Annotated in this window: 17 protein-coding genes; 6 read left to right on the plus strand and 11 right to left on the minus strand. The window is 34.7% G+C overall.

Annotation, left to right across the window (positions count from 1 at the left end; translation table 11 throughout):
• The first annotated feature begins 5 nt into the window (after positions 1-5).
• Positions 6-947, plus strand: coding sequence for a bile acid:sodium symporter family protein (locus O3607_RS01625; RefSeq protein ID WP_024065699.1), 942 nt, complete (start codon positions 6-8; stop codon positions 945-947).
• A 49-nt stretch (positions 948-996) separates the two neighbouring features.
• Here O3607_RS01625 and lexA read toward each other — a convergent pair whose 3' ends face one another.
• A complete protein-coding gene (lexA, locus tag O3607_RS01630; RefSeq protein WP_024065698.1) occupies positions 997-1,668 on the minus strand; it encodes a transcriptional repressor LexA in 672 nt (223 codons plus the stop codon).
• Positions 1,669-1,920: 252 nt separating this feature from the next.
• Between lexA and O3607_RS01635 the strand changes: the two genes are divergently transcribed.
• Positions 1,921-2,229, plus strand: coding sequence for a LysM domain-containing protein (locus O3607_RS01635; protein ID WP_060924585.1), 309 nt, complete (start codon positions 1,921-1,923; stop codon positions 2,227-2,229).
• 122 nt (positions 2,230-2,351) lie between these two features.
• Here O3607_RS01635 and O3607_RS01640 read toward each other — a convergent pair whose 3' ends face one another.
• Positions 2,352-3,362: a site-specific integrase gene (locus tag O3607_RS01640; RefSeq protein WP_287539673.1), complete on the minus strand. Its 1,011-nt coding sequence runs from the start codon at positions 3,360-3,362 to the stop codon at positions 2,352-2,354.
• A 106-nt stretch (positions 3,363-3,468) separates the two neighbouring features.
• On the opposite strand from O3607_RS01640, the gene O3607_RS01645 reads away from it, so the two are divergent.
• Positions 3,469-4,809 carry a VanW family protein gene (locus O3607_RS01645; protein WP_129823028.1) on the plus strand — a complete coding sequence of 447 codons (1,341 nt, stop codon included), beginning with the start codon at positions 3,469-3,471 and terminating at the stop codon, positions 4,807-4,809.
• A gap of 195 nt (positions 4,810-5,004) precedes the next feature.
• Positions 5,005-5,622: a phosphatase PAP2 family protein gene (locus tag O3607_RS01650; protein WP_005386609.1), complete on the plus strand. Its 618-nt coding sequence runs from the start codon at positions 5,005-5,007 to the stop codon at positions 5,620-5,622.
• 188 nt (positions 5,623-5,810) lie between these two features.
• On the opposite strand, the gene O3607_RS01655 is transcribed toward O3607_RS01650, so the two are convergent.
• A complete protein-coding gene (locus O3607_RS01655; RefSeq protein WP_285363994.1) occupies positions 5,811-7,103 on the minus strand; it encodes a WG repeat-containing protein in 1,293 nt (430 codons plus the stop codon).
• A 222-nt stretch (positions 7,104-7,325) separates the two neighbouring features.
• On the opposite strand from O3607_RS01655, the gene O3607_RS01660 reads away from it, so the two are divergent.
• Positions 7,326-7,475: a hypothetical protein gene (locus O3607_RS01660; protein ID WP_024066213.1), complete on the plus strand. Its 150-nt coding sequence runs from the start codon at positions 7,326-7,328 to the stop codon at positions 7,473-7,475.
• A 111-nt stretch (positions 7,476-7,586) separates the two neighbouring features.
• Here the strand turns inward: O3607_RS01660 and O3607_RS01665 are convergent, their stop codons facing one another.
• The 3 genes from O3607_RS01665 to O3607_RS01675 all read right to left on the minus strand — a co-directional run bounded on the left by O3607_RS01665 (position 7,587) and on the right by O3607_RS01675 (position 10,318).
• The gene (locus tag O3607_RS01665; RefSeq protein ID WP_349224343.1) at positions 7,587-8,330 is read right to left on the minus strand and encodes a DUF4241 domain-containing protein; all 744 of its coding nucleotides are present in this window, start codon (positions 8,328-8,330) and stop codon (positions 7,587-7,589) included.
• A gap of 1 nt (position 8,331) precedes the next feature.
• On the minus strand, positions 8,332-9,240 hold the full coding sequence (locus O3607_RS01670) for an HAD family hydrolase (RefSeq protein WP_349224344.1): 909 nt from the start codon (positions 9,238-9,240) through the stop codon (positions 8,332-8,334).
• Positions 9,241-9,379: 139 nt separating this feature from the next.
• Positions 9,380-10,318, minus strand: a complete 939-nt coding sequence (locus O3607_RS01675) for a DUF1848 domain-containing protein (protein ID WP_349224345.1) — start codon at positions 10,316-10,318, stop codon at positions 9,380-9,382.
• A gap of 147 nt (positions 10,319-10,465) precedes the next feature.
• On the opposite strand from O3607_RS01675, the gene O3607_RS01680 reads away from it, so the two are divergent.
• Positions 10,466-11,215 carry a class I SAM-dependent methyltransferase gene (locus O3607_RS01680; protein ID WP_349224346.1) on the plus strand — a complete coding sequence of 250 codons (750 nt, stop codon included), beginning with the start codon at positions 10,466-10,468 and terminating at the stop codon, positions 11,213-11,215.
• A 111-nt stretch (positions 11,216-11,326) separates the two neighbouring features.
• Here the strand turns inward: O3607_RS01680 and O3607_RS01685 are convergent, their stop codons facing one another.
• The 5 genes from O3607_RS01685 to mtnP form a co-directional block, all read right to left on the minus strand.
• Positions 11,327-11,989: a hypothetical protein gene (locus O3607_RS01685; protein ID WP_302857772.1), complete on the minus strand. Its 663-nt coding sequence runs from the start codon at positions 11,987-11,989 to the stop codon at positions 11,327-11,329.
• A 105-nt stretch (positions 11,990-12,094) separates the two neighbouring features.
• On the minus strand, positions 12,095-13,384 hold the full coding sequence (locus O3607_RS01690) for an amidohydrolase (protein ID WP_024066207.1): 1,290 nt from the start codon (positions 13,382-13,384) through the stop codon (positions 12,095-12,097).
• Between the two features lie 53 nt (positions 13,385-13,437).
• Positions 13,438-14,682, minus strand: a complete 1,245-nt coding sequence (locus O3607_RS01695) for an adenosylhomocysteinase (RefSeq protein WP_024066206.1) — start codon at positions 14,680-14,682, stop codon at positions 13,438-13,440.
• A 75-nt stretch (positions 14,683-14,757) separates the two neighbouring features.
• On the minus strand, positions 14,758-15,822 hold the full coding sequence (gene mtnA, locus O3607_RS01700) for an S-methyl-5-thioribose-1-phosphate isomerase (protein WP_024066205.1): 1,065 nt from the start codon (positions 15,820-15,822) through the stop codon (positions 14,758-14,760).
• A 42-nt stretch (positions 15,823-15,864) separates the two neighbouring features.
• A complete protein-coding gene (gene mtnP, locus O3607_RS01705; protein WP_129823037.1) occupies positions 15,865-16,659 on the minus strand; it encodes an S-methyl-5'-thioadenosine phosphorylase in 795 nt (264 codons plus the stop codon).
• Positions 16,660-16,742 lie beyond the last annotated feature (83 nt).

The raw sequence follows: 16,742 nt of genomic DNA on the forward strand, positions 1-16,742 counted from the left end.
AGGTTATGAAGCAACTAGTAACACTAAATCAACTGATATCCAAATACTTAATGATACTAATCATAGGCTTTTCTTGTATTGCTTATATAGTGCCTTCATATTTTTCTTGGGCCATAGCGTATACACCATTTTTACTTGGCATCGCTATGTTTGGCATGGGACTAACTATTAAATTTGAAGATTTGTGTAGTATTCTCAGACATCCAAAGGATATTTGTATAGGTGTACTGGCTCAATATACAATAATGCCTTTATTAGCTTGGGGAATCTGTCATATTTTTACATTACCTCCAGATTTAGCAATTGGTGTCATATTAGTTGGCTGCTGTCCAGGTGGAACCGCCAGCAATGTCATCACCTATATTGCTAAAGGTGATGTTCCTTTATCTGTAGGAATGACGATTACTTCAACATTAATAGCACCAATTGTAACGCCTTTACTAATCCTATATTTGGGAGGTACATGGGTAAATGTAGCATTACTACCAATGATAATAACTATGGTAAAAGTAATTATAGTTCCTATATTATTAGGTGCAATCATCCAATATGTTTGTAAATCACGGATTAATACATTAACTAGCGTAAGTCCTATTGTTTCTATGATTGCTATCATATTATTAATAGCAGCCATTATAGCCATTAATAGAGATAAACTTTTAATTTCTGGCCTAGAAACACTAATAGTTGTTGGTATACATAATATACTAGGCATGCTGTTAGGCTTAGGTGTAGGATATATACTTAAATTAAGATATGATAAAACTACAGCGTTAGCGATTGAGGTAGGAATGCAAAATAGTGGTTTAGCAGTCACATTGGCGGCAACAAATTTTGCATTAAATCCTTTAGCAACGTTAGTAGGAGCTATCTTTAGTGTATGGCATAATATATCAGGTGCTATCTTTGCTATGTTACGTAGAGAAAATAGTTTACAAGATATTTGAATCTTATAAATGCAATAAAAAACGGCTACATTACGTAGCCGTTTTTATATTATATTCTATCTCGTACAAGACCGATAACAAGGCCTTCAATATGACAGTCATCTACAATAATAGGATCAAAATTATCATTTTCAGGTTGCAAACGAATATGTCCATTTTCTTTATAAAAACGTTTTACTGTAGCTTCGTCATCAATACGTGCTACAACAACATCACCATTATTAGCCGTATTTTGATGACGTACGATGAGCATATCACCTTCATACATACCAATATTCATCATGGATTCACCTTGAACGCGTAATAAGAAGCAGTCAGAATCACCAGTTAATTGAACAGGTAATGTAAGAGTAGATTCTAAATTTTCTACCGCTGTAATAGGCATACCAGCTTGTACAGTACCAATAAGAGGAACTTGTTTTAAACCAGCCCCTAAGAACTCAAAATTATCAGAACTTGATGTTTCATTACCATCTACAGAAATAGAAGGTTTTGTATCCTCTAGTACTGTAATAGCACGATTTTTATTAGGATCCCGTTTAATATAACCAAACTTTTCAAGAGCGTTCAAATGAGATTGCACAGTAGAAGTAGAACTAAGTCCTACATGGGTACAGATTTCTCGAACAGTAGGACAACGATATTCATTATGTAATGAGTCCTTAATAAAATCTAATATACGGCGCTGTTTAGTATTAATATCTGTAGCAGGGCGTCTCACGATGAACCTCCATAGTCAATATAATGTCAAAATACTATTAATATATATGCGGAAAAATTTACTCATTTAGTACTATATAATAAAAACATAAGATAATTACTTATCTTATATACCTATTATAGGCAATTTTAAAAGTTTTTGCAAACATTTGTTCTAAAACACTTGACCGAACATTCGTTCGTGTGCTAATATAAGCATGTAAACAAACAAATGTTCTCAGATATTATGTTCGATGTAAATGTGAGGTATGAGATGAAAAATATATTGATGATGGTAGGAATGTGCTTAACAATCTTGTTCGGCTATAATATGACAAATCCTGTAACAGCTACAAATACACATGCAGTACGTGAAGTAAAGGTACAAGCAGGCGATACTATGTGGGATATTGCAGCTCGTTCAGCTCATAAAGATATGGATGTTCGAGAAATGGTATATGCCATGAAAGAACTCAACAACATCAGTGATTCTGGTACACTTGTACCTGGTACAGTATTAAAGGTACCAGCACATAATTCTGATAGTCCAGTTAGAGCTTTGGACTATGTGGCTCAAAACTAAATATATATGGGTATAACCCACACGAAAAAGCAGCTACTCAATTGAGATAGCTGCTTTTTGTTATCTAATGCATGTTATTATACGATTTATAGATATTATCTTAATCAACTGATTTATAATTATCATCTAAATCGTTTTTCAAAAATTGTAGAAATAGGATTATCTACAAACTTATTGGCTTCATTAATATAACGACGAACCATGTTAACACTGTGATGACGTGTTTGTCTCATAATATTACGTTCTTCCACACCATAAGCTGCGGCAGTTGTTGCAAAGCCATGACGTAAACTATGAGCTCCATACATAGATGGATCAAGACCAATGAGAGAAATATATTTCTTCACAATTTCTGCAATCATTTTATCGGATATGCCTGTTTTACGAAGTGACATATTTTTAGTAAAACCTCTAAATATAGGACCTTCAGTAATACCAGAGGCACGTAACCATTGCTGTAAAGCACGTACCGCGTCTAGAGAAGAACCGGATAGATGAGGAATCGCTACAACAGCACCTTGACCTTCTTGGTCGGCTTTTGAGGATGGCACAAAGATTTCAACACCTTGTGGAGAAAACTGTAGATGTTCTACTGTAATAGCTGCAATTTCACTACGACGAAAAGCACCCATAAAACCAATTAAAAGAATGGCCTTATCTCGTAATAACTGTAATTCAGGTACATCTAGTTTAGTCATACAATCTAAAATATCTTCAATATCCTCTAATAGTACTGGTGTTTTACCTTGTTGAAATGTACCTTTTAAACGTCTAATCCCTCGTAACGCTTGTTTTACAATTGGTGCCATACATGGATTATCCCGATGTCCAGAGGCATTATAATTCTCTGAGATAGCGCTAATACGACGAGAGATTGTATTTGCCTTAGCATAATCAGCAAGATCATTTATATAATTCACAATTGTTTCTGGTGTAGCTGGAAAATAAGGTACCTTTTGATAAGTACACCAATCAACGAAATCATCCCAATCTGATTCGTAAGCATCCACAGTATTCTCAGCCTTAGATAACAATATACTTTGTTTAGCTTTCATAGACAACTTGGTACTATTCATAAGCGCATCATTATTACGCAAATAGAAATGTTTTTGTTGTTCCTTAGATTCTGACATAATTCACCCTTATCCCTAAAATTATCAATATAATTGTACCATAGATTAGACCGTAATATGCTATAATTAGAGAATATGATAACTAATTCGGGAGAGTTTATAAATAATGACGAAGAAATATATTTTAGTAGGAACTATGCTTGTCCTCTTGGGGACGAGCGGCTGTTCATACATTCCAACAGAAAATATTTCTTATGGTGTATATTACAATGATACAGATTTATCTAATACACCTAAGAATGAATTACAGGCTCGCTTACAAGAGTTAAATAGTAAAATTCCTCAAACTATATCTATTGATATGGGCAATAATAAAAAACAACAAGCTACCTATCATGATTTAGGGATCCAAATCGATACAGATGCTATGGTAAAAGCTATTTCTACATATGGCTATGAAGATGATATGTGGACACTACTTTCAAATAGATTTAATGCCTTATTCTACGGTCATCATTTTAAACCACAATATAAGCTTGATGAGGTAAAAGGTAAAACCTATCTAAGTGAATTGGCTAAAACAATTGATACGCCAGGACATGATGCATACCTTACCATTGAAAATGGACAAGTTGTATTACATCCTGCAAAAGAGGGTAAGCGTATCGATATTGATGCTACGCTTAAGAAATTAAAAGATGATTTACAGGCCGGTGATAGTATTAACTCCTTATCTATGGTATTTACTACACAAAATACTGTAAAAGTAAGTGATGCCGATTTAAAACCATTGAATACGGTATTAGCTTCTTACACTACAGAGTATGATCCTAGTAATGAAAGTAGAACCCATAATATTCAATTAGCATCTGATAAAATAAACGGTACCCTAATTAAATCGGGTGCACAGTTCTCCTTTAACGATGTTGTAGGTGAACGTACTGCAGAGGCTGGCTATGATGATGCACCTGTTATGATTGATGGTAAATTAGTTCCAGGTATTGGCGGTGGCATTTGCCAAGTAAGTTCTACCATATTTAATACAGCTTTACTATCCGGTATGAATATTATCGAGCGTACACCACACTTTGAGCCAGTAGGATATATTCAAGCTGGTCGTGATGCCACTGTAGCATGGGGCTATTTAGACTTTAAGTTTAGAAATCCTTACCAACAATCTATTTATATCCTTAGTGTTATGAACAACGGAACATTAACGATCTACATTATAGGTACGGCTCAAGATAAGCCTAAAAATGTTTCTATTTCTGTAGGAGACTATGGCGAAATTCCTAACAAGACTATCACTAAGGTAGATCCTTCATTAAAAGAAAAAGAAGTGCAGGAGGGGCATGTAGGTTTAACAATGAATACGTATAGAACCATTACATATGGTAACTGGGTTACGCAAACAGATTCCTTTGAATCCGTATATGATCCAGTAGATACGATTATAACAATGCCTCCAGAAGGTACTACTAAAAAAGCAGATAAAAAGAAACCATAATTAAAGATTTTATTAAATATAGCCTAAGCTATTGACCATGATGTATAAATAGTTTAGGCTATTATTTGGATGTAAATGAGAAAGTGATATATACATAGTATAAAGTATATAGAAATCCAATACAGAATATTGAGGATATAATCTACATTCATCCATTCTCAATAATTATCATTTAATAAAATAGAAGAGGAAGCTATGGACACAATCTTACAATTTGATCACTCTTTGATTTTCTATGTACATGATCACCTTGTATATAGTTTTTTAACACCTATTATGGCATTTATTTCAAAAATTACTGGCAGCGGTGCCTTATGGATTGTAATTGCCTTGTTATTGATGTTACAGAAAAAATATCGTGTATTAGGCGTAGCTATAATAATTGCATTAGGATTTGTATTCATCATCGGTGACCAAGGTTTAAAACCACATGTAGCTAGATTAAGACCATTTGTAGATTTTCCTAATGTAACGGTTCCATTAGAATCTGCATTACCAAAAGCAAATAGCTATTCATTCCCGTCAGGCCATAGTTTTGGTTCATTTGCGTCAGCCATGACTATTTACCTAGGCTTGAGTCAAATAGCGCCTCAGAAGCGATATTTGGGAATTATAGCATTACTGGGGTCATTAGTAGTAGCATTTTCGAGAGTATATCTATTTGTACATTATCCAACAGATGTATTAACAGGCTTAGTATTGGGAATCATCGTAGGCTTCATTGCTTGGAAGCTTGCAAGAATTGGTTGGAACTGGTGGACTAACCGCCATAATGATGTAGAATACGAACCATATACATTTAAACGTAAATAAGCTTAAATAGCTAAAAAACTAGATAACATAAGAGATTGGGCCATTTAGGCCCAATTTTCTTAATACAATTACTTCCGATAATATATCGTTATCGGAAGTAATATAAAAACAAAAGAAAAACTAGCTTATATTGCTATAAGCTAGTTTATGTAGATTAAATCAAATAATAAGTTAAAACTAATTATTTATCATAACGAGTCTATTCTTTTTATATATTTAGCGAGCTCAGGCTCATTGATAGTCACTTTATCAAATTTAGGTTCAATGATTATACGGCCCTTATAATCCATTAAACCATATTTACCATCAGACTTATAAACAAATAAATCTTTATAAAATGACGTTATGTCATCATCAAAATATGGTAATTTGAATAGTTTATAACCTAAATTAGTATCAATCACATATTTTGTTTTATCATAGGTTGCTGTAGTAACTTTATTTAATACATAAATAGGCTTAGTTGTATCTATACTATCATATACTTCATCAAATAAAACACCATATTCAGCATTAAATATATGACTCCCATTAGAATCCTTTAATACAAAACTACGATCACTTAATTGTTCATAAGAATCATAGTTCATGTGTACAACAATTTGATTTAAGGAGTTAATAATACCATACTTATTATTTTCATTAGATACAACAAAATAATTAAACTCATTACCTAAATGTTGTATAGATTTATAATTTGCAGGAATTACTATTTCATTCTCACCTATTCTCATTCCATACAAAGTATTACCTTTTTTATCTACTTGACTAAATAATTCATAGGTATCTGATGGTTTTCTACTATATAGACGTTCTTCTGAATATCCAGCTGTTCCCGCTCCATTTCCAATAAGTTCTTTATAGTCATCAGTATTAATAAGATGATTTGCTTCATTTTCGGTTAAAACAACTCCATCTTCTGTAACATATTTAGTATAACCATCAAAGGTATGGATTATAAATAGCAGTTTTTGATCTTTCTTAGATTCTAAGAAGTCAATATTCTTCCAACTATCTTTTATAGGATTAGTAAGAATTTGATTACCATTATTTTGGTTATACAAATACCAATAATCTCCTTTTCGTCCTAATATTAAATTTTTATTTACACTACTATATTGATTTACTACATCATTAATAGCATAGGTTCCATTTGAATTAACTAATTTAAATCCATCACCGGTTAATGCTTTTGCATAGTCATAAGAAAATGCATATTCATAGCCTGCAGGAAAATATGCTAATTCAACTAAATTTATATATCGCTTTTGACCATTTTCATAAAAGGATCCATATACGTAGTTATTGTTATATCCATCCATATACTCTACATGCAAATTATTATAAGGACCAAGTATCCAACTCCCATTTTCATCGACGATAGTATTACCAGCTGTGGATTCTAATGTAATATATTCTTTTGCAGATGTTATATTACATGCAGCCAATGCTATAGCTAATCCTAATATAAATTTTTTCATATATCTCTCCATAATATTACACAACACAATAATAATTAATTTCATAATAGCATATTCAACTCTTTTAATTAAATAATTCCTTTATATACGCTTACAAATTATAACTATCTAATAAAAACTTACTATTTTCCAAAATTATATATTGAAATTTTTAGAATTAAGTTGTAAAATAAGCATATAAATTATGTAATTTACTCATATTAACTCTCATGGAGGTATTATATGTGCTGGTGTGATATTGTAAGTAAAGCTAAAATTGGCAGTTTAAAACATTTAGGTAATGGTATGGAAGGTTCTTTAAGATTTTTAGCAGAAATCATTGTAGGTCTTAGTATCCTTCGTGTATTCGTAAACTGGATTTTTGGCATTTAGACCTTACAATTAAACAGGAATATATAAAAGACGCTTAGTAATCTAAGCGTCTTTTTTAGTATGTTATTAAGTTATCGATCTTTATATATCTATATAAATCGCTAGATTATATTATTGATATGCTTCGCTGCAATCAATATATTCCATAATCAATTGGCAGATTTGACCATCTTTATCAAATGCCCAGTATACAGGGTATAAACCATCACCAAAGCCAGATTGAATCATTGGCACAGTCAATTCGGTTTCAGGAATTGTAAAGTTAATCCAGTCCCCTTTAGAGCGTTGGTATTGAGGATATGCCATAGCATTTAATTGGAATAAATCGCTATAGTAATCATCGTAAATGTTCTTATCCGGATAGTTAGTATGCCATTGATCATAAAACTTTCTGTAGGTCTCAATTGTTTCAGCATCAACTACTGTAGCAAGACCAGAATCTACAGGGAATCCAATGTAGCTTTCACCATCATCAAGATCTGTTAAATCTTCTGTACCTTTTAATGCTAATTCATAATTCACAGGCTCATTACCACTAAAAACAACGCGGCTTGCTACATAACGGTATTCATTAGGTTCCATTTCAATAATTTTTGTTTCCAACAAGTACGTACCTGGTTCTACCGTTCTAATATATGTATCAGGTTTATTCGGCAATGTTACCAAAGGGTCACAGCATGTAATATGGCCTGTTGGAAATGTTACAGTCCACATTGGCAATGTATGCAACGGAAAGCCTTTTAGCTCTTTGCGATCAAATAAATCATGATATGGTACGGTAGGTTTTAATTTACCTTCAGAACCTAAACGGTTAAACGTTTGAATCCATTCACTTGTCAATTTAGATTGTTCCATATTACTCCTCTGCTTCGTGTTTACAATGTATATACTCGCCCTCTAACACTTCATATGCTGCTGTTTTGCGTATAATTTGTTTAACTAATGTATCTAATTTGGAACCATTTGTATAGTCTGCAGGTGCATAATAGCGTATGCGGTGATGACGCATCATCTTATACACCTTATCTTTATCCTTCTTTATAGGATCATAAACACCAATGGAATGCCCACCATTTGCATTAACCAGGCTCATACAAGGAATATCGGTATCACTATCCCCAATGTAAATCATATTACGGAATGGTACACGTTGATCCTCAGGTTTCACATAATCGTTAACGCCTGTATCATTAATATCTAGAATTCCTTTTTGAATACGGAATAAAAACTGAGTTTTATTCGTGTAGTTAATAGCTTGCGCAGGCCATACAGCTACACCTTTGTCATCAAACATAAATGCACTGGCATAGATTTTGGTGAAAGCTCCCTCTTTCGCCATTTCAGTACCTTCTATCATCTCTTTTAAACCAGAAGATATGATGTAATGTTCAATGCGTACACCGTGTTCTAAACCATATTCACGAATACGTTCAAACCAAGTGCGAACACCTTCATATAGTTCCACTTGATTGCCATATTCCATAAGCTTTTCTCGAGTTACATAAAAACGGCCCACTGCTTCTTGAATCATCTTGTACATATAAGCCAAATTATTATCCATATCATTTTTCTTAGCCAGTTGATTAGATTCTTGCCAGAACTGTTTGATTTGCTCTTCATCATAGCCAACAGATTGGATAAAGCCTTGTGCCTGCATATCATCAGGTGTTAAGGTCTTATCAAAATCATAACACATAGCTAGTACTGGCATAGACGATTCAGATGATTGTAATGATGCTTTACTGTCAGTCTTATAGGTGATCATACTCCACCTCCTTGTAATAATACATAAACAATTAAAAGTAGTTTAACTCTCTTATATTCTTGAGGTGACCCAACCCCTTTTGTCTATATTTTACACGATACGTCAACGCTATAGGCGTAAAAGCAGGTCATAATTCTCCTTAAAATAAAGAATCTTGTGTGTAATTTGTATCTACAATCCAGCTTTTTTCCGCACTTTCTTTAATAATTGCTGTTTTTGAAAGTTTTCCAATAAGTAAGCTAGAGTTCGGATCATGTAATAAGCAATTTTGGCGAACTGCAGCCTGATTTGTATTGGCATAACAATAGCGACAAAAATGGCTACAAGTATCATAGGCACCTATATCACCATGTAAATAACAATTACACTCTAGTCTAGCTGGTGTACGTTTCGGTGCTTTTAATTTTACGTTCCAAGCACGTTCATAACAGTCTAGCGTAAAACAGCCCTCTGTATTAACACCTAATTCTTTGAAAATGTCCCCTTCTCCACAGGTTTTAAGTATCATATGATGAGAATGAGCTATAGATACTAACTCTTTAATAATCTTTGTTTGAATATCTAAACTTGGTCTATAACCTTCGGGAAATTTCTGAGCTACCTTCTCAAAAATATCTAAGAAACTTACAACTACCGTATCTGTATATCCTTCGAGGGCTTTAGCCATTTTATAAAAGCTTTCAAAATGAAAATCAACTGTATAGTTGTGGGTTAAAATAATAGGATCATAACGCCACACCATGGACTGAGGATTACGTTTTGTAGATATGTGTTTAAATCCGTCTATTACTAAATCCACTTGTGGTACATTAGTCTCTATATCTGCTCCATATGGAGTTATAGTCATATGCCAATACTGTCTATAATCATTTATTTCATGTAAGAGCGGAATGAAAGGCAACGGATTCTTTGTACAAAACGCAATACCATCTACAACCTCATGATTGATAGGATATCGTGTTATCTGCATTGGATTATAGGGATTGCGTACATCTACAAATCCTTGGCGGACGCGATTAATTAACCATTGCCCATAAAAGGCAGGAATATCCGTACGCTGTCCCGTCTGTAAAATCATTGTCCTGCCCTTTCATAAAACAAAAATATAGATGTATTATATCATACTCAATATTAATTATTTATGGAGTAAGTGTGATATTTATAGTATGGTACATTCTCATTTTATGGTACTATTAAGTGTATTAAAAATGAGGAGAACTGAAAAATGAATGATATATTTGAAAAAAATCATCCTATGAAGGATGATAAAAAGTTTATTACCTCCTATTGGAGTGACCGAGCTCGTGATTTTGGCTCTTTACGAGCTAAAGAATTAGAAAGCCCTAAACTTAAGCTTTGGCGTGATGAGTTAATGAGTCATATTTTTGATTCTGACCGTTCTTTACGTATTTTAGATATTGGTTGTGGTGCAGGTTTTTTCAGTATTATTCTCTCTGAAATGGGTCATACAGTACATGGTATTGATATTACCCCAAATATGATTGATGAAGCTAACCAACTGGCCGAATCACTAAATTCTGATGCTACCTTCTCTGTTATGGATGCTGAAAATTTAAGTTTTGATACGAATACATTTGATATCGTTGTAGCTCGTAATGTAACATGGAATTTACCACATCCAGATAAAGCCTATGCTGAATGGTTACGTGTCATCCGTCCTGGTGGATTAATTCTAAACTATGATGCGGAACATGCACGCAATCATCATAATTTACCACAATCTGTACATCATGCCCATGAACATGTGAGCAATGACTTAAAAGAGCGGTGCCATACGATTTATCATATGCTTGAAATTTCATCCTTTACACGCCCTCAATGGGATAAAGAAGTGCTCACAAAATTAGGTGCTAGCTCCGTCACTATTGACTCCACAGTAGGTCCTCGTATTTACAACGAAGAAGATGAATTTTATATTCCTGTACCAATGTTCTTGGTGAAAGTAATAAAATAGCATTCAAAGTAAAACATTACAAAATAAACCCACTCCATGTGATATGTACCCCTTTTATTAGGTATCTAATAAAGGAATATATCATACTATGAGTGGGTTTTATTTTATTTATTATTTCCTATTGTCTTTAATGATAGAGTCATCAAAGTTATAGGTTGTTATAAACTTTGTTTTAGGATTTGCTGCATTGCCAATCTCTTCTAAATATTTATTAGAAGCTACTTGAAGATCTTTCTTATACGCATCGGCTAATGTTTGTAAATTGTTCGTTTCGTTTACTCGTTTAAAGGTTTGATCCATAAATTTAATAGTATCTGTTTTTGAATCATAAATAAGAGCAGTATTTGGTATGCCAGTAATATCCATCTTAATTGTATTAGAATTTGAGCTATCTGCATTACCTACTATATCGTTAGCACTCATTACAAGTGTAAGTGCCGTAATATAATTTAGACGAGTTTCCTTTATATCCCCTACCATTTGAGTAGATTCAATAACAGGTCTCTTTTCAGGCGTCGTATATTGATAGTTATAAGCTTTCATATCTGCTGTATAAATCGTCTTACTATCATTTCGAGCTGTAAGATTCATCGTAAAAATAGGCGTGTCAACAGCACTCACTACATTTTGAACGGTATAGCCTGAGTAAGCAATCCATTCCCCTTCAGGTCCTTTAGGCTGAGAAGACGCACTATTACTACTACAACCAGCTAATATCAACAAACTAACTAAGGCGATACAAAGTGAAAGGTATTGAAGTATTCTTTTTAGCATAGCAGTACCTCGCATACAAACTTATATTATATAAATACAAACCTAACTAGTACTAAACTAGACAAGAAAAAGCTAATCAATTACAGCTATAGTTTTTTTAATATATTAGTTACTGAAATACTCTTGAGCCTTAGTGATTTCTGCACGAAGTTTTTCTTCATCAATAGTAAGCAATTCTTTGTCTTTCATAAGAACTTTGCCACCTACAATTGTAGTATTTACATCAGAACTGTTAGCAGAGTATACAAGTGCCGCTAAATCGTTGTAACGAGGCATCCAGTGCATACCAGATACGTCATATAGCACGATATCTGCACGATAGCCTTTCGCTAATACACCAAGATCAGTATAACCAAGGGCTTTTGCGCCTTCTACAGTGCCCATATGCCAAGCTGCTTGTGCAGGAATGGCTTTAGGATCGTAGAGACGTGCTTTGTGTAAGGTAGCAGCAAGGCGTACTTCTTCGAGCATGTCCGCATTATTATTAGATGCAGAACCGTCTGTACCGAGACCAACTGTAATCCCTTTAGCAATCATTTCAGGCACTGGTGCAATACCACTTGCTAATTTAAGGTTAGATTGTGGATTATGAGCAACAGCTACATTATTTTCTGCCATAATAGCCATATCTTCATCTGTAACATGAACACAATGAGCAGCTAATGTGGTATTCCAAAAAAGGCCTAAGTCATGCATATGAGCTATTGGTGTCTTACCTGTAGCTTTTATAACATTCTCTACTTCCCCTTTAGTTTCAGATAAATGCATGTGAATACCACAATTTAGTTCATGAGATAAGGCAATAACCTTTTCCATATAGTCGTCTGGACAAGTATATGGTGCATGCGGTCCAAGTAATACCTTGATACGGTCATTATCAAAGCCATTCCATGTGCGGAATAAATCAGCATTTTCAACTAATGCTTGATCTGCTGTTGGGGATACACCTGCTAAACCACGAGATAGTACGGCGCGAATACCCGTTTCTTTTACTACCTCAGCAGTAGTATTCATAAAGAAATACATATCGCTAAATGTTGTAGTACCAGAACGCAGCATTTCAGCAATGCCAAGTTGTGTGCCATAACGTACATACTCGTCATTAAGCTTGGCCTCAGTTGGCCAAATAGCCGTTTCTAGCCAGTCCATGAGCTCAAGATCATCTGCATAGTTTCTAAATAAACCCATTGCAATGTGCGTATGTGTATTAATAAGACCTGGAGCAGCCAATTGGCCATTCCCATCTAATACATCCTTAGCAGACTCTTTAGCCTTTTCTACTTCACTATCCTTTACAATAGATGTAATAAAGCCATTTTCAATTTCAATGGCATGATTCTTGAGAACGCCCTCGTTAGTTAAGACGTCTACATTGGTAATCAATAAATCAGACATAAGCTTCCTCATAGGTATAACCGAGCTAAAATAGCTCGGTTATATTTGGTTAATTAATTTACTTTTGTTAGGTAATCGATTTGTTCTTGTGTTAAAGAATCTAAGTCATAACCCATGGAGTTCAATTTAAGTTTTGCAATTTCCGCATCTAATTCATGAGGCAATACATATACCTTAGGGTCCATATCTTTACCATTATGTAAAATATGTTCTGCTGCAAGGGCTTGCATAGCAAAAGATAAGTCCATAATTTCTGCAGGGTGACCATCACCAGCTGCAAGGTTAACAAGGCGACCTTCAGCTAATACGTAAAGCTTGCGACCATCTGCCATAGTATAGCCTTCGATGTTTTGACGAACACGTTCATGACTTACTGCAAGTTCTGTAAGATCAGCTACGTTAACTTCACAATCAAAGTGACCAGCATTACACAAAATAGCTTTATCTTTCATTACTTCGTAATGTTCTTTCACAATTACATCTTTACAACCTGTTACAGTACAGAAAATATCCCCTACTTTAGCAGCTTCAATCATAGGCAATACTTTGAAACCATCGAATACAGCTTCAATCGCTTTGATTGGATCTACTTCTGTTACATATACATGAGCACCAAGGCCTTTTGCACGCATAGCAACGCCTTTACCACACCAACCATAACCAGCAACAACCACGTTTTTACCTGTTACTGTTAAGTTTGTAGTACGCATAATACCATCCCAAACGGATTGGCCTGTACCATAACGGTTATCAAAGAGATATTTACAGTAGGAATCGTTTACTGCAATCATAGGGAATGTCAATTGTTTAGCATTCTCTAATGCATATAGACGATGTACACCTGTTGTAGTTTCTTCACTACCACCTAACAAACGTTCTTTTGCATCTTGGCGTGTTGTGTGCAACAAGTTTACCAAGTCACCACCATCATCGATAATAATGTGTGGTTTATGATCAAGAGCCTTGTTAAGGAAGTTGAAATATTCTTCCTCAGTACAATCATACCAAGCATATACAGTTAGGCCCATATCAACGAGACCAGCCGCAACATCGTCTTGCGTAGATAATGGATTGGAACCAGTTACGATAACATCAGCACCACCGCGTTTTAATACAGTAGCTAAATATGCTGTTTTAGCTTCCAAGTGAACACTTACAACAATAGTTTGACCTTTGAAAGTTTGTTCTGCTTCAAAACGATCGCCCAATGTATTCAATGTAGGCATAAAGTTAGAAACCCAATCAATTTTTTTACGGCCTTCTGCAGCTAAATTAATATCTTTAATTAAAGATTGCATAATAACTCCTTTTACTAATATGAGTTGATATAGTTAAAATAAAGATTTGATAGTAAACCCAATTGGATTTGTTTGTTATTTAGATTCTACAATTTGACGTAGCTTATCAATAGACTCTTCATAATTTGGTTTTAAAACACCTTCTTCAGTAATGATAGCAGTCACTAGCTCATGTGGTGTAACATCGAAGGCTGGATTTAGTACATCAATACCATTAGGTGCTATTTGAACACCATGTAACGATGTCACTTCATAATCATCGCGCATCTCAATAGGAATATCGCTACCATTTTCTAAGGTAAAGTCAAATGTACTATACGGTGCCGCCACATAGAATGGAATGTTATGGAATTTAGCTAACACAGCCACACCATAAGTACCGATTTTATTAGCTACATCACCTTTAGTAGTGATGCGGTCTGCGCCTACGATAACTGCATCAATAAGGCCATGTTGCATCGCATAAGCAGCCATATTGTCTGTTTCTAATGTTACAGGAATACCATCCTCATGTAGCTCAAATGCAGTAAGTCTAGCACCTTGTAATAATGGTCGTGTTTCATCCGCATATACTCGTTCCAATTGACCATTTTCATGAAGCTTACGAACAACACCCAGTGCTGTACCTAGACCACCTGTAGCTAATGCACCAGCATTGCAATGGGTTAGAATACGAATATTCTTTTGACCTTCAAATAAAGTTGCCCCTGCTTCTGCCATACGACGATTCAAAGATACGTCTTCTTCATGAATAATAATAGCTTCCTTAGTAATGAGATCTACCACATCACTCATAGAGGATATGCTTTCAACTTGGTCTTTTACTAAAGAAATCACCCGATCTACGGCCCAAGCTAAGTTAATTGCTGTAGGACGAGTTTCTTTTAAAGTCTCGCTAAATTCATATAAGCTTTTAAGTTGTTCACTAAATGGAGCCTCTAAACGACCTGCTTCCATAGCAGCTAAAATTAAACCATAACTAGCAGCTACACCAATGGCAGGTGCCCCACGAACGCGAAGCATTTTAATAGCCTCAGCCACTTGACGCCAATCCGTGCAGTGAACATAAGTAATTTCAGTAGGTAATTTAGTTTGATCTAATAGCACTAGCGTATCTTTACGCCATTCAATATTAATCATACATTCTCCTTCGATGAACTATTGCGTATCGTTATGAATGGATTATAGTTTAAAGCCACCATATTCATGCATGCGATTATGCGCATCATAACGAGCATCTACATCGATTACATCAATAGCACCTAAAATGAGAGCTTTAAGCTGAGCTGCCATGTCGCCCATCATTTCTACCACTTCGCTATGTGTTAGAGCAGATTCAGAAATACCTGCTGCATAGTTTGTAATCATAGAAATCGTAGCATATGCCATTTCAGCTTCATTAGCTAAATTTACTTCAGGTACATTTGTCATACCTACTGTATCCCCACCAAGCATGTGGAACATTTTAATTTCTGCTGGTGTTTCAAAGCGCGGGCCTTCTGTACATACATAAGTACCACCATTATGAACAGACAAACCTTGTTCAGTACCAACCTTTTGAAGGATATCACGTAGTTCTGGACAATACGGATTTGTTACATCCAAGTGTGCTACTGGACGGTCACCACCTTCATAGAATGTAGTGATGCGGTTTTTAGTAAAATCTAAGAACTGATCGGTCAAAACGAAATGACCTGGTTTAAAGTTTTCATTTAAAGAGCCTACAGCTGTTGTAGAGATAATAAATGTAACGCCTAATTTTTTGAGGCCCCAAATATTAGCACGATAGTTAATTTTGTGTGGAGGAATTGTATGATCTTTGCCGTGACGAGCAACAAAGATTACTGTTTTCCCATGGTATGTACCTTGTACATAATCTATTTCACCATATGGTGTCATTAAGGATTCTTCATGAATATTTTCAAAGATGGACGGATCATAAACACCAGTACCACCAATTACGCCAATTGCACTCATTGTGACCTCCTAATATTAATAACTCTTATCTTTTATTTTCTCATAGAATACAAAAACAGGCTATAGGAAAAACCATATAGCCT

The sequence above is a fragment of the Veillonella sp. 20925_1_51 genome (genome assembly GCF_041431445.1).
Lineage (GTDB): Bacteria > Bacillota > Negativicutes > Veillonellales > Veillonellaceae > Veillonella > Veillonella nakazawae.

Excerpts from the sequence above, each read along its gene's own strand:
- O3607_RS01650 (WP_005386609.1), top strand. The coding sequence starts at position 5,005 with ATGGACACAATCTTACAATTTGATCACTCTTTGATTTTCTATGTACAT.
- O3607_RS01640 (WP_287539673.1), bottom strand. The coding sequence starts at position 3,362 with ATGTCAGAATCTAAGGAACAACAAAAACATTTCTATTTGCGTAATAAT.
- O3607_RS01685 (WP_302857772.1), bottom strand. The coding sequence starts at position 11,989 with ATGCTAAAAAGAATACTTCAATACCTTTCACTTTGTATCGCCTTAGTT.
- O3607_RS01675 (WP_349224345.1), bottom strand. The coding sequence starts at position 10,318 with ATGATTTTACAGACGGGACAGCGTACGGATATTCCTGCCTTTTATGGG.
- O3607_RS01680 (WP_349224346.1), top strand. The coding sequence starts at position 10,466 with ATGAATGATATATTTGAAAAAAATCATCCTATGAAGGATGATAAAAAG.
- O3607_RS01690 (WP_024066207.1), bottom strand. The coding sequence starts at position 13,384 with ATGTCTGATTTATTGATTACCAATGTAGACGTCTTAACTAACGAGGGC.
- mtnP (WP_129823037.1), bottom strand. The coding sequence starts at position 16,659 with ATGAGTGCAATTGGCGTAATTGGTGGTACTGGTGTTTATGATCCGTCC.
- O3607_RS01665 (WP_349224343.1), bottom strand. The coding sequence starts at position 8,330 with ATGGAACAATCTAAATTGACAAGTGAATGGATTCAAACGTTTAACCGT.
- O3607_RS01655 (WP_285363994.1), bottom strand. The coding sequence starts at position 7,103 with ATGAAAAAATTTATATTAGGATTAGCTATAGCATTGGCTGCATGTAAT.
- O3607_RS01695 (WP_024066206.1), bottom strand. The coding sequence starts at position 14,682 with ATGCAATCTTTAATTAAAGATATTAATTTAGCTGCAGAAGGCCGTAAA.
- mtnA (WP_024066205.1), bottom strand. The coding sequence starts at position 15,822 with ATGATTAATATTGAATGGCGTAAAGATACGCTAGTGCTATTAGATCAA.
- O3607_RS01645 (WP_129823028.1), top strand. The coding sequence starts at position 3,469 with ATGACGAAGAAATATATTTTAGTAGGAACTATGCTTGTCCTCTTGGGG.
- O3607_RS01670 (WP_349224344.1), bottom strand. The coding sequence starts at position 9,240 with ATGATCACCTATAAGACTGACAGTAAAGCATCATTACAATCATCTGAA.
- O3607_RS01625 (WP_024065699.1), top strand. The coding sequence starts at position 6 with ATGAAGCAACTAGTAACACTAAATCAACTGATATCCAAATACTTAATG.
- O3607_RS01660 (WP_024066213.1), top strand. The coding sequence starts at position 7,326 with ATGTGCTGGTGTGATATTGTAAGTAAAGCTAAAATTGGCAGTTTAAAA.
- O3607_RS01635 (WP_060924585.1), top strand. The coding sequence starts at position 1,921 with ATGAAAAATATATTGATGATGGTAGGAATGTGCTTAACAATCTTGTTC.